Origin of the sequence: Bacillus sp. ABP14, from assembly GCF_001831375.1 — a bacterium.
GTDB lineage: Bacteria > Bacillota > Bacilli > Bacillales > Bacillaceae_G > Bacillus_A > Bacillus_A paranthracis.
Genome location: NZ_CP017016.1, coordinates 4,227,224 through 4,251,665, shown reverse-complemented (window position 1 = coordinate 4,251,665; position 24,442 = coordinate 4,227,224). Strand labels below are relative to the sequence as shown.

Sequence of the window (24,442 nt, the reverse complement as noted above, 5' to 3'; positions counted from 1 at the left end):
TATTACTTACCACCTCTAAACTTTAGCAGTGAACGGTTTTTCTAGTAATTGCTAACGGACAACACCGTTATGTTGAACTTGAGCAATTAACAATTATGTTAATTGGAACAAGGGTGGAACCACGAATTCAACACTCGTCCCTTTTTACGGGATGAGTGTTTTTTATTTTGAGAAAAAGAGGAGTGACCAGTGATGGCAGATGTAGTTAAAATTACTTTCCCTGATGGAGCTGTGAAGGAGTTTCCAAAAGGCGTAACAACTGAAGAAATTGCAGCTTCTATTAGCCCAGGCTTAAAGAAAAAAGCTGTGGCTGGAAAATTAAATGATGAGATGATTGATCTTGTTACACCAATCGAAGAAGATGGTGCAGTTTCTATCATTACATTAGATTCTGAAGATGGCTTATATATTTTACGCCACTCAACAGCTCACCTTTTAGCACAAGCGTTAAAACGTTTATATAAAGATGTTAAGGTTGAGCTTGGTATTGGTCCAGTAATTGAAAATGGCTTCTACTACGATATTGATATGGAAGAAGCAATTACAGTTGAAGACTTCAAGAAAATCGAAAAAGAAATGCAAAAAATTGTGAACGAGAACTTAGAAATCGTTCGTCATGAAGTACCACGTGCAGAAGCAATTCGCCGTTTTGAAGAAATCGGCGATGAGTTAAAATTAGATTTAATTAACGATCTTCCAGAAGATGCAGTTATTTCAATCTATGAGCAAGGCGAATTCTTCGACCTTTGCCGTGGTGTTCACCTTCCATCTACAGGGAAAATTAAAGTATTTAAATTATTAAGCGTTGCGGGTGCTTACTGGCGCGGTGATAGCAATAATAAAATGCTACAACGTATTTACGGTACTGCATTCGTTAAGAAAGCAGAATTAGATGAGCACTTACGCATGCTTGAAGAAGCGAAAGAGCGCGATCACCGTAAATTAGGTAAAGAATTAAAACTATTTACTAATAGCCAAAAAGTAGGACAAGGTTTACCACTTTGGTTACCAAAGGGTGCAACAATCCGCCGCATTATCGAGCGTTACATCGTTGATAAAGAAGCAAGCTTAGGCTATGATCACGTATACACTCCAGTACTAGGAAGCAGAGAGCTTTATGAAACTTCTGGTCACTGGAACCACTACCGTGATGGTATGTTCCCATCAATGGAAATGGATAATGAAGAGTTAGTTCTTCGTCCGATGAACTGCCCTCACCACATGATGGTTTATAAAAACGATATTCACAGCTACCGTGAATTACCAATCCGTATTGCGGAACTTGGAACAATGCACCGCTATGAAATGTCAGGTGCGTTATCTGGATTACAACGTGTACGCGGAATGACTTTAAACGATGCGCACATTTTCGTACGCCCAGATCAAATTAAAGAAGAATTAAAACGTGTTGTAAACTTAACTCTAGAAGTGTACAAAGATTTCGGTTTAGAGAACTACTCATTCCGTCTATCTTATCGCGACCCAGCAGATACTAAAAAGTACTATGCTGATGATGAGATGTGGGAAAAAGCACAAGGTATGTTAAAAGAAGCTATGGATGAAATGGGTCTTGATTACTATGAAGCTGAAGGTGAAGCGGCATTCTACGGTCCAAAACTTGACGTTCAAGTTCGTACTGCTCTTGGAAAAGACGAAACACTTTCAACTGTACAATTAGACTTCTTACTTCCAGAACGCTTTGAACTATCTTACGTCGGTGAAGACGGTAAACAACATCGTCCAGTTGTAATTCACCGTGGTGTTGTATCTACTATGGAACGTTTCGTAGCCTTCTTAATTGAAGAATACAAAGGTGCATTCCCAACTTGGTTAGCTCCAGTTCAAGTACAAGTAATTCCAGTTTCTCCGCAAGTACATTTAGACTATGCGAAGAAAGTACAAGACGAATTACGCCGTGCTGGTATCCGTGTTGAATTAGATACTCGTGAAGAGAAAATTGGTTACAAAATCCGTGAAGCACAAATGCAAAAAATTCCGTACATGCTTGTAGTAGGTGACAATGAAGTAACTGAAAACGGCGTAAACGTACGTAAATACGGTGAACAAAAATCAGAAACAATTGCATTAGATGCTTTTGTTGATATGATTAAAGTAGAAGGAAAACGATAAGAAAAAGCCGCGGTATACCGCGGCTTTTCTATGTAATATGAGTAAGGGAAATTAGAAAAAAAAACCATGTAACACTTATCGTAAAAAAGTATTGCAAGTATGTTAGTTGTTTGTTACAATATTTCTTGTTGTTAGTAAAACACATCGCGTCTTCTTGACAGACGTCATGTCCTATGATAAACTCATCAAGGATAATAGAATATTGTTTTGTGGAACAAGTAGAAGCACCCGCTTCTCACCTGATGGACGCATTCGCAGTTTACAGGTAAATGTATTTCTTACTTAAGATTTTACAAGTGTGGGTGTCGTATGCCCGCACTTTTTTTGTCGGGTTCTATGACTACAAACTATGTTCTGAGAAAACCTTGGAGGTGGCTTACTATTAGCAAGGATATGATGATTAACGAGCAAATTCGTGCACGTGAAGTACGTTTAGTTGGTGCAAATGGCGATCAACTTGGAATCAAGTCTCGTAATGACGCTTTAGACTTAGCTGCAAATCTTAATCTTGATTTAGTATTAGTTGCTCCAAATGCGAAACCGCCAGTATGCCGCATTATGGACTACGGTAAATTCCGCTTTGAGCAACAGAAGAAAGAAAAAGAACAGCGCAAAAATCAAAAAGTAATTAGCATGAAAGAAGTTCGTTTAAGTCCAACAATTGATGAACACGACTTTAACACAAAACTTCGTAATGCTATCAAGTTTTTAGAGAAAGGCGACAAGGTTAAAGCGTCAATTCGCTTTAAAGGACGTGCCATTACTCATAAAGAAATCGGTCAACGTGTTTTAGATCGCTTCTCAGAAGCTTGTGCTGAAGTTAGTACAATCGAATCTAAGCCTAAAATGGAAGGACGCAGTATGTTCTTAGTTTTAGCACCGAAAAACGATAAGTAATAGATAGAGGAGGAAATACCTATGCCTAAACAAAAAACTCATCGCGGCGCTGCAAAGCGTTTCAAAAAGACTGGATCAGGTAAACTGAAACGTTCTCACGCTTACACAAGCCATTTATTCGCTAACAAATCTACAAAAGCTAAACGTAAACTACGTAAAGCTGGTGTAGTAAGCGCTGGTGACTTCAAACGCATTCGTCAAATGCTTGACAACTTAAAATAAGTTCGGCTGATATATAGAACAATTAGGAGGTAATATTATGCCAAGAGTAAAAGGTGGTACAGTTACTCGTCAACGTCGTAAAAAAGTAATTAAATTAGCAAAAGGTTACTACGGTTCAAAAAATACATTATTCAAGGTTGCTAACCAACAGGTTATGAAATCTCTAATGTATGCATTCCGTGACCGCCGTCAAAAGAAACGTGACTTCCGTAAATTATGGATTACACGTATCAATGCAGCAGCTCGTATGAATGGTCTTTCTTACAGCCGCTTAATGCACGGTCTTAAAAATGCTGGCATCGAAGTTAACCGCAAGATGCTTGCTGACTTAGCTGTTCATGACGAAAAAGCTTTCGCTGAATTAGCAACAGTTGCAAAAAACAACATTAACTAATTAATTAGTTGAAACCTTAGAAGATTTTTCTTCTAAGGTTTTTTTATTTGTATGCAAAGAGAAGTGTGTCGTTATCGATATGACAAAATCAATATAAAAGTTATAGCAATATAGAAGAATATGCATATGAAGTCAGGAGAATCCTCCTGGCTTCTTTTAATTATCATCCTCTGGAAAGAAGAGTATCTTTCCTACCTGAAACGACACTGCTATAATGGAAAGATGATATGGAACTTTCATCAGATAAAATAATATTTTTATTAGTGGGCAATTCCTGGATAATTATTAACTATCACCAATTGGAGTAAGCAATCTAATCGTGATGATTGAAACGTATTTGTAAATTAAGGACAAGCTATTTTGTAAAGAGGTAAATGGCTGACTTATTAATAAGAAACGAAAAATAATAATGAACTTTGAGATGAAACAACATTGTTGCGTAAAATGCGATGTTGGAGGAGGACAATAGAGTGGACTTACTACAACTATTTAAATTACAAAAAGAATTAGATGACCGTATTGCGAAAGAACATGACTTACAACCGAAAAAATTGTTAAAAGAGAAAATGTTAGCTCTTCTTGTAGAAATTGGAGAACTTGCAAATGAAACACGTTGTTTTAAATATTGGAGCAACAAACCAGCATCAGAACGTGAAGTCATACTAGAAGAATACGTAGATGGTTTACATTTTATTTTATCAATCGGAATTGATTTAGGTATTGATAAAAACTTCTTATTCTATAAGTGTGCACAGACGAATAAAACACAAGTAGAAATTTTCTTAGACACATATGCGAAGGTGATTCGTTTTACAGATCAACCATCTATTACGAACTATATTGAATTATTTACAAGCTACCTTCGACTTGGACAAGCACTTGAGTTTGAACAAGAAGAGATTGAAAAGGCATATTTAGATAAAAACGAAGTAAATCATCAGCGTCAAACACAAGGATACTAAGTTAATTTTTGAATATTTCAATTTCCTTTTGTATAATGAAGTGACTGAAGAAAAAGGAGGGTGTTGGCAATGACAAAATTAGACGAGACATTGACAATGCTAAAAGAATTAACAGATGCACGTGGTATTGCGGGTAACGAGCGTGAACCACGCGAAGTAATGAAGAAATATATTGAGCCGTTTGCGGACGAACTTTCTACTGATAATTTAGGAAGTTTAGTTGCGAAAAAAGTAGGGGAAGAAAACGGCCCGAAAATTATGGTTGCAGGTCATTTAGATGAAGTTGGATTTATGATTACACAAATCGATGACAAAGGTTTCCTTCGTTTCCAAACGGTTGGTGGCTGGTGGTCACAAGTTATGCTTGCACAGCGCGTAACAATTGTAACGCGTAAAGGAGATGTAACAGGTGTTATCGGTTCAAAACCACCGCATATCTTACCTCCAGAAGCGCGTAAAAAGCCAGTTGAAATTAAAGACATGTTCATTGATATTGGTGCTTCTAGCCAAGAAGAAGCAATGGAGTGGGGCGTACGACCAGGAGATCAAGTTGTACCTTACTTTGAATTCCAAGTGATGAAGAATGAAAAAATGTTACTTGCAAAAGCATGGGATAACCGAATTGGTTGTGCAATTGCAATTGACGTATTAAAACAATTAAAAGATGAAAAGCATCCAAACGTTGTATATGGCGTAGGGACTGTACAAGAAGAAGTCGGTCTTCGTGGTGCGAAAACATCTGCAAACTATATTAAACCAGATATCGCATTCGCAGTAGATGTTGGTATTGCTGGTGACACACCGGGGGTAACGTCAAAAGAAGCACAAAGTAAAATGGGTGATGGACCACAGATCATTTTATATGATGCTTCTGTTATTGGTCATACAGGTTTACGTGACTTTGTAGTTGATGTTGCTGATGAATTACAAATTCCATACCAATATGATTCAGTAGCGGGCGGTGGAACGGATGCAGGTGCAATTCATATTGCTGTAAATGGTATTCCGTCTATGGCAATTACGATTGCGACGCGCTACATTCATTCTCATGCGGCAATGTTACACCGTGATGACTATGAAAATGCAGTGAAGTTAATTGTAGAAGTTATTAAACGTCTTGATAAAGAGGCTGTACATAACATTACATTTAATTAATAGAAAAAGCGAAGGAGCCTCTCCTTCGCTTTTTTATATTTTAAAAAGGTCGTTCTAATCCCGCTGCAGTATGAGCACCTAAAATGATTAAGCGAGTTAATTGCATGGCCATAAAATGCGGGGTATATATCATCCCTCTTTTTAGCCATGACATAATCATCCCGAGGTGGGCACCAGTAACATAACTAATGAGAATATCACGCGGAACCATTAGTTTTTCATCGTTAGGTTGTGAAATAGAGAGGCTTAATGTTAAATGTGTTTGAATTGCTTTCATCATCTTATACGTATAGTTTCCGGCAGCTTTATCACCAAGCATGACGTTATAGAAGTTCGCATTTTCTGCAATATGTTCGAACAAGGCCAAAAAACTTGGATGTGGTGAATCAAATGCAAGTTGAAAATCTTCTTTATTTCTATTTTTCGGTTTAATGACTTCTGTTAGCTTCTCTAACATTTCTTCAATGCTTTTGTCCAATAAGTCATATTTATCGTGGTAATGGCTATAAAACGTAGCACGATTTACAGGAGCACGTTCTGCAATATGTTGAACAGTTACATTTTCAAACCCTTTTTCGCCTACTAAAGCGACAAAAGCATCCTGTATGAGTTGTCTCGTCCGTTTTACACGTGGATCATTTGTATTTTTAATAGACATTTTTATTTCCCCTCGTTTAATTTTCTATACTTAAGCAACATATTGGTATTATATTGTTGTTTAAGCGACATTTCATACGTAAATTGTCGGTTGTAGATTTAAAATAATTATTTATAATTATAAACGATAGTCCTTCAGAAATCAGCACCGCTCGCAGGTAGATAAATTTCGATTTACACCGCAGATGGTGTGATTTTTTTGTTTAAAAGTTAATATAATTAACAATTAAATAGTCTAAACAATAAGGACGTAAATAGTTTAGAAAAAAATTATATGCGATATAAGGAGAGGAATGCAATGAATCAGTTTCGAAGAATGGTGATTATCAACATTATCACATTAATTGTACTAGTTGGCGGCGGTATTGGCGGTTATTACTATTACAATCAAGCGGAAAATTACTTGAAAACAGACAATGCAAAAATTGATGGAAAGGTAATTCCGATTGCATCACCAGTAGCAGGTAAATTAACTGACTGGAAAGCTGAAGTAGGTAAGAACTACAATGAGAACGATAAATTAGGTGCTGTTACTGTAGCGGCAGCAAATGGAGAACAAACAGTAGATGTAACAATTCCACAAAATGCAACGGTTGTACAATCAAACGCGACGACAAATGCTTTCGTTGGAGCAGGTAGCCCGATCGCTTATGCATTTGATATGAACAATTTATGGGTAACGGCAAACATTGAAGAAACAGATGTTGACGATGTACAAAAAGGTCAAGACGTAGATGTGTATGTAGATGCATACCCAGATACAACGTTATCAGGAAAAGTAGAGCAAGTTGGATTAACAACAGCGAACACATTCTCTATGTTACCATCAAGCAACGCAACAGCGAACTATACGAAAGTAACACAAGTAGTACCAGTTAAAATTTCTTTAGATCATAGCAAATCAGTAAATATTGTTCCTGGCATGAATGTGACAGTTCGTATTCATAAGTAAGGGGGAGATGAGATGTCCTCAATTGTAATTGCAGGATATGCACTATTTTGTATAATCGTCTTCTTCCTTGTAAATCGTCTTTTACGAAAGAAAAAAACGAAAATGGGAGAAGAACAAGTCCCAGCCGTAAGTAAAATAGAAGTAAGTAAAGTTGAAACAGAAGAGAAAGAAATTGAACGAAAGCAAGAACCGGAAATTTCTAATGTAGTTGAGTTAGAAACAGGAAAGCAAGAAGAAGTAAAAGAAGAAAAAGAAGTGCCGAAAAAACAAATGTCTACGCCTGTAGAGAATGTGAACGTAAAAGCAGTTGTAGCTGTATTAATTCTCGGCATGTTCGTTTCTATTTTAAACCAAACAATCATTAACGTTGCATTACCTCCGTTAATGAATGAATTTAACGTATCAACTTCAACAGCACAATGGTTAATTACAGGTTTCATGCTTGTAAATGGTATTTTAGTACCGATTAGTGCCTTTTTAGTTTCACGATTTACGTATCGTAAATTATTCGTAGCAGCAATGTTATTCTTTACGGTAGGATCTATCATTTGTGCTACTTCAGGAAACTTTACGATGATGATGACGGGCCGTGTTATTCAAGCGGTTGGTGCGGGTATTTTAATGCCGGTTGGTATGAATATCTTCATGACACTATTCCCGCCTCATAAGCGCGGAGCAGCGATGGGATTACTAGGCGTAGCAATGATTTTAGCACCAGCTATCGGACCAACTGTAACAGGTTGGGTAATTGAAAATTACAGCTGGAACTTAATGTTCTATGCGATGTTTATTATCGGTTTAATTATTACGTTCCTATCTTTAAAATTCTTTACACTAGCTCAGCCAGTGTCTAAAACGAAATTAGATATATTCGGTGTGGTTAGTTCAAGTATTGGACTAGGAAGCTTATTGTACGGATTTAGTGAAGCTGGAAATAATAGTTGGACTAGTGCAGAAGTTGTTATTTCACTTATTATCGGTGTAATTGGTTTAGCGTTATTTATTTGGAGAGAGTTAACAACGGACAATAAAATGCTTGATTTACAAGTATTTAAATATCCAGTATTTACTTTCACTTTAGTAATTAACGCAATTGTTACAATGGCATTATTCGGAGGTATGTTATTACTTCCGGTATATCTGCAAAACATTCGTGGCTTCACGCCAATTGAATCTGGTTTACTACTTCTTCCAGGATCATTAATTATGGGGATCATGGGACCAGTAGCGGGTAAATTATTCGATAAATATGGCATTCGTCCATTAGCGATAATTGGATTGGCAATTACGACGTATGCGACATATGAATTTACAAAATTATCGATGGATACACCGTATAGCGTTATTATGACGGATTATATTATACGTTCAATTGGTATGTCATTCATTATGATGCCAATTATGACGGCTGGTATGAACGCGCTGCCGATGAAATTAATTTCTCACGGTACAGCAACGCAAAATACGTCAAGACAAGTAGCGGGTTCAATCGGAACAGCGATTTTAATTACACTTATGACGCAACAAACGACTGCTCACGTAGCAGATTACGGCAACATGTTAACAACTTCAAATCCAATTTTAGTTGATAAAGTACACGGCATGGGGCAAAGCTTAGCGGCCTTAGCTGGATCAGCGCAAGCAGGAGATGCGATGAGCACGCAATTATTATATGGACAAATTTCAAAGCTATCTGCAATTAACGGTATTAACGATGCCTTCTTAATTGCAACGATACTTGCAGGTATTGCTTGGGTATTATCGTTCTTCTTACCATCAGGCAATAAACCAAATAGAAAAGCAGGGAATTAAATTCCCTGCTTTTTTTGTGTTCTTTATGCAGTTACATATAAAAGCTGATAACCAGCTACGGAGCAAAGCCCTGCTATAAACAAAATCGTCCCCATAGAACGAATACTCGATATGTGTCTGCCGCTTATAATAGCTAATAGTCCAGCTAAAGAGAAGAAGCACCAATATAAAGTTCCCGAAATTGGAACCATCCCTTCTAAATCTATTCCAGAACCTATACAAAAGATAGGAACAACGATAAGTAATATGCTAATGAAACCAGCTATAGTGGTAAGTGATTTCCGATGTTTCATGCCAGCAATAATTAAAAAAATGCCGACGATGAATTCGCATAACATGAAAGTAAGAGCTAAAATCATCCAAGTTAATATTCCGAACACTTCTGTATTACCTCCGATTTTTGGGTTTCAAAAAATGTTATATATAGAATGAATCACCTACAGACATGAGCACCCAGAAAATAACCCCTAATATTCCAGCGGTAAAAATAATGAATCCCATATTACGTATACTTTTAATTTTGGCTTGTAATCCACTTAACCCTGCTAATAATCCAGTTAAAGAAAACAGTATCCAATATAAAGTAGTGGAAATAGGGATGATTGTATTGCTCTCCACTCCCATGCCCCAAAAAACAAAAGGTAGTGTGACAAAGGAAAAGCTAAGTAGTCCCATTAAACCGACAAATAATTTACGGTGTTTCACGCTAATAACAATTAAAAAAATACCACCGAAAAATCCGCATAAAACAAGAAGTGGCATATAAACAATCCAAAGTAAGCTCAACATATATAATCTCCTTCTGTGTAATCAGTTATATTTTACTACATGAGGTTTATTTTGGATATTATTAATAAATATGTATAAATTGATAGAAATGAGTAGTACCGATACGAATTAATAGATGTAGAGCATGAGAGAGGAGGAGATGTATGAAAATTACAGAAGAAAATGTTGTGAATCAGCTAAGGAAAAGGGACAAAAAAGCATTATATTTTATTATCGAGCAGTACAGCGGACTAATAAAAAGTATTATTCAGAAGCATGTAGCTTCGTTTGGAGATGTGCAAGAGGAATGTATGGATGATGTGTTATTGGCAATTTGGAATCATATTGAAAAGTATGATGAAGAGAAAAATACGCTAAAAAATTGGATTGCAGCTATTACAAAATATAGATCTATCGATTATGCGAGAAAATATACGAAGACAGTAAATGAAAAAGGAATAGATCAAATAGATGAAATAGCGGTACATACCGATACTACTAAAAGAGAAATTAGTAATGATATGGAACATATATTAAATCATTTAAAGAAGAAAGATAAAGAAATCTTTATGAAGCATTATGTGGAAGAAGAGTTTGAAGTTGTTATAAAAGAGTAAAGAGAGGTATCGTGATGATACCTCTCTTTATCCTAAAAAGGCTAACATATTATTCATAATATGAAGTAATATAGCTGGAATAATGGATTTTGTTTTTTTACATAAAATCGCCATAAATAAACCCATGATGAACATACTAAACATCACACCAGTTGAGTATATATGACCTATTCCGAAGAGAAAGCTAGACCCAAGTGCTGCAATCCAAAAGGGGAAGCGCTGTTGTAGGAAGTGAAGAATAATGCCGCGAACTATAAGTTCTTCAAAAATAGGTACAAGTATAGCGCCACCTATTAGCAATAACAGTTTGTATTGTTTTAACATTTCTAGGTCTAAAGCGGATGACTGTTCTTTTACCGCATCAGGAAAAATATTATTAATGATAAATATATCATTAATGATATGTAGTCCGTAAAAAAGGATTATATAGATGTATGTGCTTACTTTTTTTAATGCTGTAAAGTTTAGTGTTGGGACAATTAAATTTTTTAATGGCTTATATGCATAAATTAAAATTAATAAAATGCACAATACAAATAAATTCTTCCCAAAAGTAGTAAGTGATTTTGTTAAAGCAATTTGTTTTGGATCGGTTAAACCTTCTGTATAAATAACGGTAGGAAGACCTATAAAGAGGTCGGCTAGAAATCCTGTTCCCCAAATCGCAAAAACGAGTGAAAATAGAAATTGTGAGAGTGACATAGGATGTTTTTGTGGGTAAGTTAGTTGCGTGGCTTGTATAATAGTGAATCACCTATCCTTTATTTTTTAATAGTCATATATAAAGATTATAGGATATTCATACAGAAAAGTCATCATTGTAGTAAAAAAGATATGGTGAAGCTACTATTTACAGACAGTAATAATTTTATATTGATGTTCTGTACAAATGGTTTGTCTAAAAGTGTTAACGGAAGAGTTTATAATTGTGATAAAAGAGTAAAGAGAGGTATTGTGATACCTCTCTTAAGGTAAAAAAGCAATTATGTTGGTCAAAATATGTAATATTATAGCTGGAATAATAGATTTAGTTTGTTTGTACAATAAACAAGCGAAAATTCCAGTCACAAATGCACTAACCATAATTCCTACAGAATACGTATGGGCAATACCGAAAAGTAAACTGGAGAGAATTGCAGCTGGCCAAAAAGTAAACTTTTCTTCAAAAAAACGAAGAAAAATACCTCTGCATATAAGTTCTTCAAAAATAGGCGCAAAAATTCCACCAGCTAGAAGTAAGAGAAGTGGATAGTGCTCTAGTGTTGAAAGTTGTAATGCATTAGACTGTTCTTGTATGGATGAAGGGAATAATTTATCTAGCACAAACATATCTACAAACAAGGTGATTACATAATAAATGAGAACATAGATGTACATCCGAAAAGATTTTAAAACTCGAAAATCGAATATAGGTAATACTAGTTCTTTCAGTGGTTTATATTTCGTGATAAATGCAATTAGTAAAAGTAAGGCAACTAATTCATAACTTACATTTTCTATGGAATTAAGCAAAAATTTATTTGTATTTGGGTTAATGTATCCATATAACTCAATAGGTAAAAATGTAAGAATTATATTTATTAATGAGAGACATGGAAAGAGAATGAATAAAACTCCAAGAAATTGTAACCATGACATAGAGTATTTTTTTTCATAAGGAAGTTGTGTAGCGGGTTGCATATGTAAAATCACCTCTTTATATTTGTATATTTGATTATAAAGCATTTTATTTTCGAGTGTAATATTAAAATATTACATATAAAGGTGTATTTTCCATAAAATAATAAAAGAGGTATCACCCTATAGTGATGCCTCTTTCTCATTGATAACTATGTTCTGCCTTGTTATTTGATTTTGATTGCTCTATTTGCAATTCACGCTCTACTAATCGATCTAACTGCTGAATAGCTTTTAATGCTTTTTCATAAGAAATTGTTCTATAATGGTGCGCTCCGCCCGGTTCTTCATCTGCTTCGTCTGCCCATTTAATAATGTTTTGAAGAGATGTTCTTTCAATTTCTTGTTGTACTAAGAAAGAATCTGTATGAAGAAGAATTGCGATAGAAATTTCTTTTGCTAGTTTCGGATGTTCTCCTAATCTAATAAGCAATTTATGAGCTCGTTCTGCTCCTTTAATTGCGTGTATATCATTCTTTTTGTATAAATCATAGTCCCATTCGCCGCCTGTGTACCACGTATGATGTCCGATATCATGAAGGAAACCGGCTTTTGTCGCAGCATCGACTGAGGCGTGATGCTTTTTAGCTAAGTGAAACGCATGGTAAGCGACAGCGATCGCGTGGACCATCCCAGAACGATTTACGTATTTTTGTGTAATATGGTGTTTAAAAATTTGTTCAAGCGTAATACGGTGCATAAAACATTCACTCCTTTTATCTAATGGTGTCTATAAAGAAAATCGATCGGTTTAAATGTATTTTGAACATTGTACTCCATTATAGTTCGTTAGTAAAGTAGAAATGTTTAGGAGAAGAAAAAATTTTCTGCAAAAAAATCACCTTAGCTTATGCAAAGGTGATTTTCAAATTGCTTATTTTTTTAATCCTTGCTCTAGTGTTTCTAACATTTCGTGCTTTTCATTTTCATCAGCATTTTTCCAAATGACTTCAAATAAAACACCCAGACCTGGAAGCATCTTTTCTTCACCACTTTGAATTGCATCGACAATTGTTTCTTGTAATTGATCTTGTGTATTACCAGATACATTTGCTAATACAGCACCGCGTAAATTAAAACTCATTGTTTTCACCTCTTCTTCAGAATTGAAACTGACATTAGTTTTTGTTCTTTTTTATGTAAATATGTATGAAAAATAGGCTATAATGATAAGACAAGAAGAGAGGGAAATACATATTATGAAAAACATTGATTCAGTACAAAATCCGCGTGTGAAGCAGTGGAAAAAGCTGCAAACGAAAAAAGAGCGCGATAAAAAAGGTTTATTTTTTGTAGAAGGATTCCATTTAGTAGAGGAAGCTTTAAAAGCAGGAGTTGTAACAGAACTTATCGTTTCAGATCAGACAGACCTTCCGAAAGATTGGACAGTTAATGATGTGGAAATGTATATCGTACCGGAAGCAATCGTAAAAGTACTTCGTGAAACAGAAACGACACAAGGTGTATTTGCTGTTTGTGAAAAGCATGAGAAGGAAGTAGCTCTTGCTGATGGGAAGTTTCTTTTATTAGATAGCCTGCAAGACCCAGGTAACTTAGGGACAATTATTCGTACAGCTGATGCAGCTGGTATTCATGCCGTTGTGCTTGGAGAAGGTTGTGTTGATGTTTATAATAGTAAAGTACTCCGTTCTACACAAGGTTCTATTTTTCACTTACCAATTGTAAAAGGGAACTTAGAAGAATGGGTAGACAAGCTAAAAGAAAATAACGTTCCTGTATATGGAACAGCTCTTGAAAATGGAGTTCCGTACGGGGAAGTAACAACAGCTGGTAGCTTTGCATTAATTGTAGGAAATGAAGGAAACGGCGTACGCCAAGAAATTCTTGCAAAAACGGATCAAAACTTGTATATTCCGATTTACGGCGGGGCAGAATCATTAAATGTTGCAGTTGCAGCTGGGATTTTAACGTATTATTTGCAAAGCCCGGTTGCGAACAAATAAAAAACTTCTTATAATAAGTTGAAGTGCATTATATTAAAAGTTAAATAACGAAAAACGTTGATAGAGAAGAGTAGCTTACAAAATCGCCATATAGGGAGAGAATGCCGTAGACTGAAAGCATTCTTATGGTAGACGGAAGTGAATTCACCTCTGGAGTTGACGCCAGGACCATGTATATGTAAAGGCGTTCCGGTCAGAATTGATCGTTATAACTAATGAGTGGGCAGACATGTTCTGTCAATTTAGGGTGGTACCGCGAATTTACCTCGTCCCTTTTTGGGAGCGAGGTTTTTTTATTTTTAAAATTAGGAGGGTTCCAAATGGAAGCACGTTTAAAAGAGCTAAAGCAAAAAGCGTTAGAGCTTATTGAAGAAGCGAAAGAGCTAAAAGGCTTAAACGACGTACGCGTAGCGTATTTAGGAAAAAAAGGTCCAATTACAGAAGTATTACGCGGCATGGGAAAATTATCAGCAGAAGAGCGTCCACGTATGGGAGCATTAGTAAATGAAGTACGTGAAGCGATTCAAACGCGTCTAGACGACAAAATCAGCAACTTAGAAAAAGCAGTAATTGAAGCGAAATTAGCAACTGAAACAATTGATGTTACATTGCCAGGTCGTCCTGTTGAAACAGGTTGTCACCATCCGTTAACAGCTGTTGTTGAACAAATTGAAGATGTATTCATCGGTATGGGTTATGAAGTAGCGGAAGGAACAGAAGTAGAAAAAGACTACTACAACTTCGAAGCATTAAACTTACCGAAAGATCACCCAGCGCGTGATATGCAAGATACATTCTACATTACAGAAGAAACGTTACTACGTACACATACATCTTCTGTGCAAGCACGTACGATGGAAAATAATAAAGAAAAAGGCCCAATTAAAATTATTTGTCCTGGTAAAGTGTATCGCCGTGATGACGATGATGCGACGCATTCACACCAGTTCATGCAAATTGAAGGTCTTGTAATTGATAAAAACATTCGCATGAGTGACTTAAAAGGTACACTGCAAGTATTCGTGAAAAAGATGTTCGGTGAAGATCGTGAAATCCGTCTTCGTCCAAGTTTCTTCCCATTCACAGAGCCATCTGTAGAGATGGACATTTCTTGTATGATGTGTCATGGCAAAGGTTGCGGCACTTGTAAAGGAACTGGTTGGATTGAAATTTTAGGCGCAGGTATGGTTCACCCGAACGTACTTGAAATGGCTGGTTATGATTCAAAAGAATATCAAGGTTTCGCATTCGGTATGGGCGCAGAGCGTATCGCAATGTTGAAATACGGCGTAGATGACATTCGTCATTTCTATACAAATGATGTACGTTTCTTACAACAATTCAAACGAGCGTAAGGGAAGGAGAGGATAAGTATGTTCGTATCATATCGTTGGTTACAAGAGTATGTAGATATTAAAGATGTAACGGCACAAGAACTAGCAGACAAAATCACGAAAAGTGGTATTGAAGTAGAAGGTGTTGAAGTATTAAATAAAGGTGTAAAAGGTGTTGTAGTTGGTCACGTATTAGAATGTGAAAAACACCCAGAAGCTGATAAGTTAAGCAAATGCTTAATCGATATTGGTGAAGAAGAACCAGTTCAAATTATTTGTGGTGCTGCTAACATTGCAAAAGGTTTAAAAGTACCAGTTGCAAAAGTTGGCGCTGTACTTCCTGGTAATTTCAAAATTAAAAAAGCAAAACTACGTGGTGAAGCTTCTCACGGTATGGTTTGTGCTCTTCAAGAGCTTGGCATTGATGGAAAGTTAGTTTCAAAAGAATATGCAGATGGTATCTTCATCTTCCCAAGTGACGCTGAAGTTGGTGCAGATGCACTTGAAATTTTAAACTTACATGATGAAGTACTTGAGCTTGGTTTAACACCAAACCGTGCAGATTGCTTAAACATGTTAGGTGTTGCATATGAAGTAGCTGCTATTTACGGCCGTGAAGTAAAACTTCCAGCTATCGACTTACAAGAAACAGCAGAAAAAACTGCCGATTACATTTCTGTAAGTGTAGAAGCGAAAGAAGAAAATCCATTATACATTGCAAAAATGGTGAAGAACGTAAAAATTGGTCCATCACCAATGTGGATGCAAACTCGCCTTATGGCAGCTGGCATCCGTCCAATTAGCAACGTAGTTGATATTACAAACTACATTCTAATGGAATACGGTCAACCGTTACATGCATTCGATTACGATAAATTAGGTTCAAAAGAAATCGTTGTTCGTCTTGCAAAAGAAGGCGAAAAAATTGAAACGTTAGATGATCAAGAACGTACGTTACAAAGCCACCACCTTGTTATTACAAACGGCACAAAAGCGTTAGCTGTTGCTGGTGTAATGGGCGGAGCGGATTCAGAAGTTACAAATGAGACAGTAAACGTTCTAATTGAGTCTGCATACTTTGCGGGTCAAACAGTGCGCCGTACATCAAAAGACTTAGGTCTTCGCAGTGAATCAAGTGCACGTTTCGAAAAAGGAATCGACCCAACACGTACGTTTGAAGCAATTCAACACGCAGCTGCTTTAATGGCGAAATACGCTGGCGGAGAAGCGCTTGAAGGTGTAGTAGAAGCTGATAACTTACAAGTACAAGAGCGTACAGTATCTGTTACTGCAGAAAAAGTAAACCGTGTATTAGGTACAAATATTTCTGCAAGTGAAATGGGTACAATGTTCACAAACTTAAAATTCCCATTCACAGAAGTAGAAGGAACATTCCATGTGAATGTACCAGCACGTCGTCCTGACATTACAATTTCAGAAGACTTAGTAGAAGAAGTGGGTCGCCTATACGGTTATGACCACATTCCAGTTACATTACCTTCTGGAACAATGACTCGTGGTAAATTAACAGCAGCACAAACGAAACGTCGTAAAGTACGTCGCTTCTTAGAAGGCGCTGGTTTATATGAAGCAATCACATATTCATTAACAAGCGCTGACAAAGCGAAACAATATATGGTTGAGCCTAACGAAAAGGCGCCTGTAGGTCTTGCACTTCCAATGAGTGAAGAGCGTAGCCAACTTCGTTTAAGCCTAGTGCCACAATTGTTAGAAGCAGTTTCGTACAATGTTGCTCGTAAAAACGATAGCGTTGCTTTATACGAAGTAGGTTCTATCTTCTTACCGACAGAAGATGGAGAACTTCCGAAAGAAGAACAACATCTTGCAGGTGTTATGACAGGTCTTGCTCTTCACCATGCATGGCAAGGTGAGAAGAAAGTAGTAGACTTCTTCGTTGTGAAAGGTGTACTAGAAGGATTATTCGACGTACTTGGCGTTTCAAACCAAATCACTTATGCACCAGCAAAACGTGAAGGTATGCACCCAGGTCGTACAGCTGACATCGTATTAGAAGGCGAAGTAATTGGTTTCATCGGTCAATTGCACCCAGAAGCAGAAAAACAATTAGATGTGAAAAATACATTCGTATTCGAACTATCTCTTGTAAAAGTATTCGGTGCAGACGCAGAAGAAACTTACTACTCAGCAATTCCACGTTTCCCATCTATGACACGTGACATGGCTGTTGTCGTAACGAAAGAAACAAAAGCTGGCGAAATGAAGCAAGTTATTGCTGAAGCTGGTGGAGAACTGCTGAAAGACGTAACGCTATTTGACTTATACGAAGGTGAAAAAATGGAAGAAGGCAAGAAATCACTTGCATTCTCTATGAACTACTTCGATCCAGAGCGTACGTTAACAGACGAAGAAGTAACAGAAGCACATAACCGTGTATTAACAGCGGTAGAAGAGAAATTTGGTGCGGAGTTACGTAAGTAATAAGAAATTGCCGGATCTATTCCGGCAATTTTTTTAGTGGATTGGTTGTCGGAAAATGTCGGTAAGTCGATATATTACAAAAATCGCCGATATATTTGGAGTTACGATCGATATATTGCAAAAATCGCTGATATATTTTCCGACATCTTGCATCTTTCTCTCGAATGTAGTACATTAATTTTAGTTTAACAAAATGAAAGACGATGATAAGGAAAAGTAGTATATACTATAATCCAAAGCGAGTCAGGGACGGTGAGAGCCTGATGAGGCGGTATATGTGAAGAACACCTTGGAGTTGCTAACCGAAATTGAATCTTGTATTCAAGAGTAGACTTAGACGGGAATCCGGCCTGTTACAAACCGGGAAGTATGTATTACATACGAGTTAAAGTTGGTCTTTATGACAAATTGGGTGGTACCGCGAAGTTTAACCTTTCGTCCCTTTATGGATGAAAGGTTTTTTTGTATTTAAATATATCAGCAAAGGAGAATTTCACTATGGAAAACACATTAGTAAAAAGTCTGTATAGAGATACAGATAAATACGCAGGTCAAACAGTACAAGTATCAGGGTGGATTCGTAATTTACGTGATTCAAAAGCATTTGGCTTCATCGAATTAAACGACGGTAGCTTCTTCAAAAGCGTTCAAATCGTTTTCGATACAGAATTAGATAACTTCAAAGAAATTGCAAAACTTCCACTTAGCTCTTCAGTTAAAGTAGAAGGTAAAGTAATTGTAACGCCTGGAGCGAAACAACCATTTGAAATTAAAGCAGAAAAAATTGATATTGAGGGCTTATCAGATTCTGATTACCCACTTCAAAAGAAGCGTCATACGTTTGAATACTTACGTACAATCGCTCACTTACGTCCAAGAACAAATGCATTCTCTGCAACGTTCCGCGTACGTTCTATCGCAGCATTTGCGATTCACCAATTCTTCCAAGAGCGTGGATTCGTACATGTTCACACACCAATCATTACTGGTAGTGATACAGAAGGTGCGGGCGAAATGTTCCGCGTAACAACGCAAGATTTAAACAACGTACCAAAAGGTGAAGACGGACAAGTTGATGAATCAAAAGACTTCTTCGGCAAAGAAACAAACTTAACAGTAAGTGGACAGCTGAACGCTGAAGCTTATGCATTAGCATTCCGTGATGTATACACATTCGGACCTACATTCCGTGCAGAAAACTCAAACACAACTCGCCACGCAGCTGAGTTCTGGATGGTTGAGCCTGAGATTGCATTTGCTGAACTAGGTGACGTAATGAACCTTACAGAAGATATGCTGAAATATGCAATGAAATACGTATTAGAGCATGCACCAGAAGAAATGGAATTCTTCAACAGCTTCGTTGATAAAACAGTTCTAGAGCGTATGAACAACGTAATTAACTCTGACTTCGGTCGCATCACTTATACAGAAGCAATTAAAGTACTTCAAGAATCAGGTGCTGACTTCAAATACCCAGTAGAATGGGGTATTGATTTACAAACAGAGCATGAAAGATACTTATCAGAAGAAATCTTCAAACGCCCTGTATTCGTAACTGACTATCCGAAAGACATTAAAGCATTCTACATGCGCTTAAATGATGACGGTAAAACAGTAGCTGCTACTGACCTTCTAGTTCCTGGCATCGGCGAATTAATCGGCGGAAGTCAACGTGAAGAAAGAATGGACGTTTTAGTAGATAGAATTAAAGAATTAGGCATGAAAGAAGAGGACTACTGGTGGTACTTAGAACTTAGAAAATACGGCGGTACAAAACACGCTGGATTCGGTCTAGGTTTCGAGCGCTTCCTAATGTACATCACTGGCATGGCTAACATCCGTGACGTAATTCCATTCCCAAGAACTCCAGGTTCTTCTGAATTCTAAAATATGAAAAAAGCGAGAGGATTTCCTCTCGCTTTTTTATTTTGTATAGTTTATTCTCCTGTAGCAAAAAGTAACGCGAAGGGGTGAATATAAATGAGTAAAAAAGTGAAAAAAGATCATTCAAGATCGGGCCTAGGTTCTCCAGAAGTAGAAGGACAAGGAACGACAACACATGAAACAGGTTCTCATAAAGTATCTTCATCTAATAAGAAGCAAAAACAAAGCTAACATAAAAAGGAGAGTCTTGGCGACTCTCCTTTTTTTATGTATTACATCTTCTTATCGTTAATTTCTTTTGTAATGTTATCTACATCTTTGTCTAATCGATCGAAATAGAAAAAACACAGTAAACTCATGAACACGTAATAGATGGCCATCACGCCAAGATTATCAGATATATTTTCAAATGTAGATTTAGTAGTGAAAAAGGCTCCCCAAATGGTAGAAATAGTGAGGTAAGAAAGAGGACCTACGAGGTGTACGAAAGCATATAATACTTTTTTTACTTTTACAGCGTTCATATGAAAAACCTCCTTTTTCTAATCATACATTCAAGTTCCTCACAGAAGTGTTGTAGTTTTGTTGGATTATGTATTAACAAGCGGGCATCGTGTTTTCCGATAAATCTGCGAATCCGCAAGTTTAATAAGAAAGATCGGCCATAACGCTCTATTAAATCGTTGAACTCTCGTTGTTCACTTAGCAGCTGAATGTTTTCTCTAATTTCAAACTGCCTTTCGTGTGGATCACCTAGTAAAATATTTAGAATCATTTGTAGAAGTAGCAATGGGAATCTCCTCCTATGTTAGAATAATCTGTATATTGTAATTATAACAAAACTATAAGGACAATAGTAGGATAAAACAAAAAACAGGAGTTTGTAGGCTCCTGTTTTTGTCGATACTATTTTAGTAAGCGAAACGCCTTTTCCGTATTAGCAAAATGCAGTTTCACAAACTCAGGTAATCGTTCTTTACCAAGCTTTTGAATTAATTTAGCGGCGGCGATATCAACTTGTTTACCTGCACCTTTTGGAAGGGGCATACCAGCTTTTTTGCTTAGTTCGTTAAATTGTTTTACGAATGAGTAACGGGCTAAAATGGAGGCGGCGGCAACAGCTAAATGGACGCTTTCTCCTTTTGTCGCGAAATAAACATTTTCACGCTGTACTTGCTTTTGTTTTGCTAAATATTTGTAGTATGTATCAGGCTGTGTGAATTGGTCGATTAAGACGCCTTCAGGTTTTGTAGGTGCCATTTTAGCTAACAAGTTTGTAATAGCTTTATTATGTAGCAAAGCTTTTAGTTTACCTTGGTTGTTTCCTTTATCAAATAGCTCGTTATATTTTTCGTTATGAAGAACGAGAGAGCTGTAAGGAACAACGTGTAGAAGTTGTTTTGCAATGGCAGTAATTTGTTCGTCATTTAAGTTTTTAGAGTCTTTTACACCAAGCTCTTTTAGTAGTGGAATTTGCTTCGCATCTACATATACAGCAACGACTGTCATCGGTCCGAAGAAATCACCAGTACCCACTTCATCTGACCCTACGATCGACATTGTACCGATGGAAGCAGGCGGTGCATAACGGTGTGAATCAACAGATCTTTTTACAGCTGTTTTTGGAGTTTGGGAGACAGTTTGCCAACGGGCAGCTTCTGCTTCAGCACGTCCACCTTGGAACATTACTTTTCCAGATTTATACGCTGTAATTGTGCAAGATGGCACTTTTGCCATGAAGATTCCGCCTTGTGGAGTTTTCGGGCTAAGCGAATGTTTATATTGTTGTTTCATGTCTTCAATTACTGTAGAATTTGTTTGAATTACGATAGAATTTGACATAATGGTCACCCCTTTTTTTATATTGTTATTTTTATCATATCGGATTGTTCTTTCTGTTTCCATATTATGAAGGTTCATGGTATGATAAACTTTAGGATTCTGTACGTGATTGGAGGCCGGTGAGTTGTCACAACAAAAGGGAAAGAAAAGTCGAATTAATGTAGAAATCTATGGTCAGCAATATTCAGTTGTTGGCGATGAAAGTACAAGTCATATCCGCATGGTAGCAGCGATTGTGGATGATAAAATGCGCGAACTCAATGCCAAGAATCCTTCGCTTGACACGAGTAGACTAGCGGTATTGACGGCGGTAAACGTCATACACGATTACATAAAATTAAAAGAAGAACATGAGAAATTGAAAGAAAGTATGACAAAAAAAGGAATGGAATAACATGATTGATATTATTATCATTTTACTGCTTGTTATGGGATTTTTCCTCGGCTTACGCAGAGGGTTTATTCTGCAACTTGTAAAGTTAACAAGCTTTATTATCGCATACCTTGTTGCATACTGGTACTGTAAAGATTTAGCGCCAGCACTTGCGAAATTTATTCCGTATCCATTTGATAAAAACGTATCTGTTCCAGAATGGATTGATGCAAATAATATTGAGACAGTATTTTATCAAGCGCTTGCGTTTATCATATTGTTTATTATCACAAAAATTGCACTTTCATTACTTGGTAATTTGTTAAATATGTTTGCAGAAATACCGGTTTTAAAGCAAGTAAATGCGTTTGCGGGGGCACTCCTCGGATTTTTAGAAGTATATATTATTTTGTTTGTCTTAATTATCATTGGAAACATTCTTCCGATTGAACAATTACAAACACCATTACAACAATCATCAATTAGCAAAATAATTGTAGACGATACACCGATTCTCTCTGAAAAGGTGAAGGAACTATGGCAGACAGGTAGCAGAGTATAACTTCTCTTTTTTCGGAAAGAGAAGTTTTTTTCTATGAAAGAAAGGCGGGGTAATGATGAAAGTAAATAAAAAACAAGTTATCAAATTATTAGAGACAATCGGGCTTTTTATGGAACTAAAGGGCGCGAATCCATTTAAAATATCTGCATTTCGTAAAGCGGCAGCAGCATTAGAAAGTGATGATCGTAGTCTTTCTGAGATTGAAGATTTCACGAAGATTCCGGGCATTGGAAAAGGAACAGCGGCAGTTATTCAAGAATATATAGAGTCGGGAACATCTGAAGTATTACAAGAGCTTGAACAAGAAGTGCCAAGTAGCTTATTACCGTTATTAAAATTGCCAGGCCTTGGTGGTAAAAAGGTAGCTAAGTTATATAAAGAACTTGGTGTTGTTGATATGGAATCGCTAAAAGCGGTTTGTGAGGAAAATAAAGTACAAGCTTTAGCTGGTTTCGGCAAAAAAACAGAAGAGAAAATATTAGAAGCAATCGATCAAGTAGGATCTCGTCCAGAGCGTTTACCAATCGCGATGGTATTGCCTATTGCCGGGGAAATAGAAGAGAAATTGTCGAATATTGCTGAGGTAATTCGTTTCTCTCGCGCTGGTAGTTTGCGCCGCGTTCGTGAAACAGTAAAAGATTTAGACTTTATTATTGCAACGACAGAACCAGCTGCAGTACGTGAGCATTTACTACAATTTGATAATATGATTGAAGTAATCGCGAGCGGGGATACGAAAGTTTCTGTTCGTCTTCAATATGAATATGATATTTCAATTGATTTTCGCTTAGTAAAACCAGAAGAGTTTATTACAACTCTTCACCATTTCACAGGATCAAAAGACCATAACGTAAAAATGCGTCAAATCGCAAAAGATAAAGGCGAGAAAATTAGTGAGTACGGTGTAGAGAACTTGGAAACAGGTGAAGTGAAAACATTTGAGACGGAAGAAGAATTCTTTGCTCATTTCGGTCTTCCATTTATCCCGCCAGAAGTGCGTGAAGATGGAAAAGAAATTGAATTAATTAAAGAGTATCCAAACTTAATTCAGTTCTCTGACATACAAGGTGATTTACATATGCATACAACATGGAGTGACGGTGCTTTTTCTATTGAAGAGATGGTACAAGCATGCCGTGCTCGTGGATATAAGTTTATGGCGATTACTGATCACTCACAATACTTGAAAGTAGCGAACGGTTTAACGAAAGAGCGCCTTCGTGAACAAGCGAAAGAAATTGAACGTATGAACGAAAAGTATCCAGACATTACAATTTTACGCGGAATTGAAATGGACATTTTACCGGATGCCTCGCTTGATTTTGATGATGAAGTATTAGCAGAATTAGATTATGTCATTGGAGCAATTCACTCTAGCTTCTCACAAGACCGTGAAACGATTATGAAACGTCTTCGTGCTGCGCTAGAGAATAAGCATGTCACAATGATTGCTCATCCGACAGGACGTCTTCTTGGACGCCGTGAAGGTTATGATGTAGATACAGACTTATTAATCGAACTCGCAAAAGAAACAAATACAGTTTTAGAATTAAATGCGAATCCAAACCGTTTAGATTTAAGCGCAAAATTATTAAAACAAGCACAAGATGCTGGTGTAAAAGTAGCGATTAATACGGATGCTCATACACTTGAAATGTTAGAAGATATGGAAACAGGCGTAGCGGCAGCACGTAAAGGTTGGATTCAAAAAGATAACGTAATTAACACGTGGGATATTGAACGTTTATTAGACTATATTAAACGTAATAAGTAACAC

General features: G+C 36.8%; 26 protein-coding genes, 1 pseudogene and 4 other annotated features (1 of these 31 only partly in view). Of the genes and pseudogenes, 17 read left to right on the top strand and 10 right to left on the bottom strand.

Going from position 1 to position 24,442, the window contains the following annotated elements:
- Positions 1 to 145: a binding site (T-box leader), on the top strand (it extends 84 nt beyond the left edge of the window).
- 47 nt (positions 146 to 192) lie between these two features.
- The 6 genes from thrS (at position 193) to BGI23_RS22095 (ending at position 5,760) form a co-directional block, all read left to right on the top strand.
- Positions 193 to 2,130 (top strand): threonine--tRNA ligase, encoded by a 1,938-nt coding sequence (gene thrS / locus BGI23_RS22120; RefSeq protein WP_000786083.1) that lies wholly within the window; start codon positions 193 to 195, stop codon positions 2,128 to 2,130.
- A gap of 210 nt (positions 2,131 to 2,340) precedes the next feature.
- Positions 2,341 to 2,461, top strand: a sequence feature (ribosomal protein L20 leader region).
- 62 nt (positions 2,462 to 2,523) lie between these two features.
- Entirely contained in the window at positions 2,524 to 3,027 is a 504-nt protein-coding gene (infC, locus tag BGI23_RS22115) for a translation initiation factor IF-3 (protein ID WP_000973214.1), read from the top strand.
- 21 nt (positions 3,028 to 3,048) lie between these two features.
- Complete coding sequence (gene rpmI, locus BGI23_RS22110) at positions 3,049 to 3,249, top strand: 50S ribosomal protein L35 (RefSeq protein ID WP_001125945.1); 201 nt, start codon at positions 3,049 to 3,051, stop codon at positions 3,247 to 3,249.
- A gap of 37 nt (positions 3,250 to 3,286) precedes the next feature.
- A complete protein-coding gene (gene rplT, locus BGI23_RS22105) occupies positions 3,287 to 3,643 on the top strand; it encodes a 50S ribosomal protein L20 (protein ID WP_001138362.1) in 357 nt (118 codons plus the stop codon).
- Between the two features lie 470 nt (positions 3,644 to 4,113).
- A complete protein-coding gene (locus tag BGI23_RS22100) occupies positions 4,114 to 4,605 on the top strand; it encodes a dUTP diphosphatase (RefSeq protein WP_000365050.1) in 492 nt (163 codons plus the stop codon).
- 69 nt (positions 4,606 to 4,674) lie between these two features.
- Complete coding sequence (locus BGI23_RS22095; protein ID WP_000163568.1) at positions 4,675 to 5,760, top strand: M42 family metallopeptidase; 1,086 nt, start codon at positions 4,675 to 4,677, stop codon at positions 5,758 to 5,760.
- Positions 5,761 to 5,800: 40 nt separating this feature from the next.
- On the opposite strand, the gene BGI23_RS22090 is transcribed toward BGI23_RS22095, so the two are convergent.
- Positions 5,801 to 6,418 carry a TetR/AcrR family transcriptional regulator gene (locus BGI23_RS22090; RefSeq protein WP_000023667.1) on the bottom strand — a complete coding sequence of 206 codons (618 nt, stop codon included), beginning with the start codon at positions 6,416 to 6,418 and terminating at the stop codon, positions 5,801 to 5,803.
- 297 nt (positions 6,419 to 6,715) lie between these two features.
- Here BGI23_RS22090 and BGI23_RS22085 point away from each other — a divergent pair, with 297 nt between their 5' ends.
- On the top strand, positions 6,716 to 7,369 hold the full coding sequence (locus BGI23_RS22085) for an HlyD family secretion protein (RefSeq protein WP_001071403.1): 654 nt from the start codon (positions 6,716 to 6,718) through the stop codon (positions 7,367 to 7,369).
- Positions 7,370 to 7,381: 12 nt separating this feature from the next.
- The gene (locus BGI23_RS22080) at positions 7,382 to 9,181 is read left to right on the top strand and encodes a DHA2 family efflux MFS transporter permease subunit (protein ID WP_044790624.1); all 1,800 of its coding nucleotides are present in this window, start codon (positions 7,382 to 7,384) and stop codon (positions 9,179 to 9,181) included.
- A 23-nt stretch (positions 9,182 to 9,204) separates the two neighbouring features.
- On the opposite strand, the gene BGI23_RS22075 is transcribed toward BGI23_RS22080, so the two are convergent.
- Positions 9,205 to 9,561 (bottom strand): hypothetical protein, encoded by a 357-nt coding sequence (locus tag BGI23_RS22075; protein ID WP_041184146.1) that lies wholly within the window; start codon positions 9,559 to 9,561, stop codon positions 9,205 to 9,207.
- A 37-nt stretch (positions 9,562 to 9,598) separates the two neighbouring features.
- Positions 9,599 to 9,970: a DNA-binding protein gene (locus tag BGI23_RS22070; protein ID WP_070806935.1), complete on the bottom strand. Its 372-nt coding sequence runs from the start codon at positions 9,968 to 9,970 to the stop codon at positions 9,599 to 9,601.
- Between the two features lie 143 nt (positions 9,971 to 10,113).
- On the opposite strand from BGI23_RS22070, the pseudogene BGI23_RS22065 reads away from it, so the two are divergent.
- Positions 10,114 to 10,542, top strand: a pseudogene (locus tag BGI23_RS22065) (sigma-70 family RNA polymerase sigma factor); the annotation flags it as partial.
- Between the two features lie 51 nt (positions 10,543 to 10,593).
- Here BGI23_RS22065 and BGI23_RS22060 read toward each other — a convergent pair.
- The 4 genes from BGI23_RS22060 to sspI form a co-directional block, all read right to left on the bottom strand.
- Entirely contained in the window at positions 10,594 to 11,268 is a 675-nt protein-coding gene (locus BGI23_RS22060; protein WP_070806934.1) for a CPBP family intramembrane glutamic endopeptidase, read from the bottom strand.
- Between the two features lie 264 nt (positions 11,269 to 11,532).
- Positions 11,533 to 12,246, bottom strand: a complete 714-nt coding sequence (locus BGI23_RS22055) for a CPBP family intramembrane glutamic endopeptidase (protein WP_001182105.1) — start codon at positions 12,244 to 12,246, stop codon at positions 11,533 to 11,535.
- A 139-nt stretch (positions 12,247 to 12,385) separates the two neighbouring features.
- Positions 12,386 to 12,943 (bottom strand): HD domain-containing protein, encoded by a 558-nt coding sequence (locus tag BGI23_RS22050; RefSeq protein WP_000554791.1) that lies wholly within the window; start codon positions 12,941 to 12,943, stop codon positions 12,386 to 12,388.
- A 174-nt stretch (positions 12,944 to 13,117) separates the two neighbouring features.
- The gene (gene sspI / locus BGI23_RS22045) at positions 13,118 to 13,327 is read right to left on the bottom strand and encodes a small acid-soluble spore protein SspI (protein ID WP_000009513.1); all 210 of its coding nucleotides are present in this window, start codon (positions 13,325 to 13,327) and stop codon (positions 13,118 to 13,120) included.
- Positions 13,328 to 13,409: 82 nt separating this feature from the next.
- Between sspI and BGI23_RS22040 the strand changes: the two genes are divergently transcribed.
- The 5 genes from BGI23_RS22040 (at position 13,410) to BGI23_RS22020 (ending at position 20,119) form a co-directional block, all read left to right on the top strand.
- On the top strand, positions 13,410 to 14,207 hold the full coding sequence (locus BGI23_RS22040; protein ID WP_070806933.1) for a TrmH family RNA methyltransferase: 798 nt from the start codon (positions 13,410 to 13,412) through the stop codon (positions 14,205 to 14,207).
- A 48-nt stretch (positions 14,208 to 14,255) separates the two neighbouring features.
- Positions 14,256 to 14,484: a binding site (T-box leader), on the top strand.
- A 43-nt stretch (positions 14,485 to 14,527) separates the two neighbouring features.
- Entirely contained in the window at positions 14,528 to 15,562 is a 1,035-nt protein-coding gene (pheS, locus tag BGI23_RS22035; protein ID WP_000388219.1) for a phenylalanine--tRNA ligase subunit alpha, read from the top strand.
- A gap of 18 nt (positions 15,563 to 15,580) precedes the next feature.
- Positions 15,581 to 18,001 (top strand): phenylalanine--tRNA ligase subunit beta, encoded by a 2,421-nt coding sequence (pheT, locus tag BGI23_RS22030; RefSeq protein ID WP_070806932.1) that lies wholly within the window; start codon positions 15,581 to 15,583, stop codon positions 17,999 to 18,001.
- Between the two features lie 194 nt (positions 18,002 to 18,195).
- Positions 18,196 to 18,447: a binding site (T-box leader), on the top strand.
- A 52-nt stretch (positions 18,448 to 18,499) separates the two neighbouring features.
- Entirely contained in the window at positions 18,500 to 19,891 is a 1,392-nt protein-coding gene (asnS, locus tag BGI23_RS22025) for an asparagine--tRNA ligase (RefSeq protein WP_000432166.1), read from the top strand.
- Positions 19,892 to 19,984: 93 nt separating this feature from the next.
- Positions 19,985 to 20,119 carry a YuzL family protein gene (locus BGI23_RS22020; protein WP_000039589.1) on the top strand — a complete coding sequence of 45 codons (135 nt, stop codon included), beginning with the start codon at positions 19,985 to 19,987 and terminating at the stop codon, positions 20,117 to 20,119.
- A 41-nt stretch (positions 20,120 to 20,160) separates the two neighbouring features.
- Here the strand turns inward: BGI23_RS22020 and BGI23_RS22015 are convergent, their stop codons facing one another.
- The 3 genes from BGI23_RS22015 to rnhC all read right to left on the bottom strand — a co-directional run bounded on the left by BGI23_RS22015 (position 20,161) and on the right by rnhC (position 21,730).
- Complete coding sequence (locus tag BGI23_RS22015) at positions 20,161 to 20,412, bottom strand: hypothetical protein (protein WP_070806931.1); 252 nt, start codon at positions 20,410 to 20,412, stop codon at positions 20,161 to 20,163.
- Positions 20,409 to 20,678, bottom strand: a complete 270-nt coding sequence (locus BGI23_RS22010; RefSeq protein WP_044790618.1) for a hypothetical protein — start codon at positions 20,676 to 20,678, stop codon at positions 20,409 to 20,411. The genes BGI23_RS22015 and BGI23_RS22010 overlap by 4 nt, the downstream gene beginning before the upstream one ends.
- A gap of 116 nt (positions 20,679 to 20,794) precedes the next feature.
- Positions 20,795 to 21,730 carry a ribonuclease HIII gene (gene rnhC, locus BGI23_RS22005; RefSeq protein WP_070806930.1) on the bottom strand — a complete coding sequence of 312 codons (936 nt, stop codon included), beginning with the start codon at positions 21,728 to 21,730 and terminating at the stop codon, positions 20,795 to 20,797.
- Positions 21,731 to 21,854: 124 nt separating this feature from the next.
- On the opposite strand from rnhC, the gene zapA reads away from it, so the two are divergent.
- The 3 genes from zapA to polX are packed head-to-tail and all read left to right on the top strand — an operon-like array spanning position 21,855 to position 24,439.
- Entirely contained in the window at positions 21,855 to 22,124 is a 270-nt protein-coding gene (gene zapA, locus BGI23_RS22000; protein WP_000082701.1) for a cell division protein ZapA, read from the top strand.
- A gap of 1 nt (position 22,125) precedes the next feature.
- On the top strand, positions 22,126 to 22,665 hold the full coding sequence (locus tag BGI23_RS21995) for a CvpA family protein (RefSeq protein WP_000565413.1): 540 nt from the start codon (positions 22,126 to 22,128) through the stop codon (positions 22,663 to 22,665).
- A 55-nt stretch (positions 22,666 to 22,720) separates the two neighbouring features.
- Positions 22,721 to 24,439, top strand: a complete 1,719-nt coding sequence (gene polX / locus BGI23_RS21990; RefSeq protein ID WP_000867555.1) for a DNA polymerase/3'-5' exonuclease PolX — start codon at positions 22,721 to 22,723, stop codon at positions 24,437 to 24,439.
- The last annotated feature ends 3 nt before the right edge of the window (positions 24,440 to 24,442 follow it).